Here is a 642-nt window from a genome sequence, read left to right on the forward strand (position 1 = left end):
CCAACGCGATCGTGCTCGACGCAGTGCTGGGCGTAGTGAAGGCCGACATCGGCGTGAAGAGCGGCCGGATCGTCGCACTCGGCAAGGCCGGCAACCCGGATACCATGGACGGCGTGCACCCGCAGATGGTGATCGGCCCGGGCACCGAGGTGATCGCCGGCGAGCACCTGATCGCCACCGCCGGCGCGATCGACAGCCACATCCACATGATCGCGCCGCAGCAGGTGTACGAGGCGCTCTCGAACGGCATCACCACCATGATCGGCGGCGGCACCGGCCCGGCCGACGGCACCAACGCCACCACCGTCACGCCCGGCCCCTGGTACATCGCGCGCATGCTCGAGGCCGCCGAGGGCCTGCCGGTGAACTGGGGCCTGCTCGGCAAAGGCAACGCCAGCTCGCCCGAAGCGCTGCGCGAGCAGATCGAGGCCGGCGTATGCGGCCTGAAGGACCACGAGGACTGGGGCACCACGCCGGCGGTGATCGATGCCTCGCTGCGCGTGGCCGACGAGTACGACGTGCAGGTGGCCATCCACACCGACACGCTCAACGAGAGCGGCTTTGTCGAAGATACGATCTCGGCGATCGGCGGGCGCACCATCCACACCTACCACACCGAGGGCGCCGGCGGCGGCCACGCGC

The 642-nt window shown here is 70.1% G+C and carries 1 protein-coding gene; it reads left to right on the forward strand.

Features of this window, described 5'->3' with window-relative positions:
• Positions 1–642, forward strand: a 642-nt coding sequence (locus tag B4L26_RS16955; protein WP_290720776.1) for an urease subunit alpha, incomplete at both ends; no start/stop codon positions are given.

Origin of the sequence: Gordonia sp. UBA7599, assembly GCA_002477755.1 — a bacterium.
Taxonomy (GTDB): domain Bacteria; phylum Actinomycetota; class Actinomycetes; order Mycobacteriales; family Mycobacteriaceae; genus Gordonia.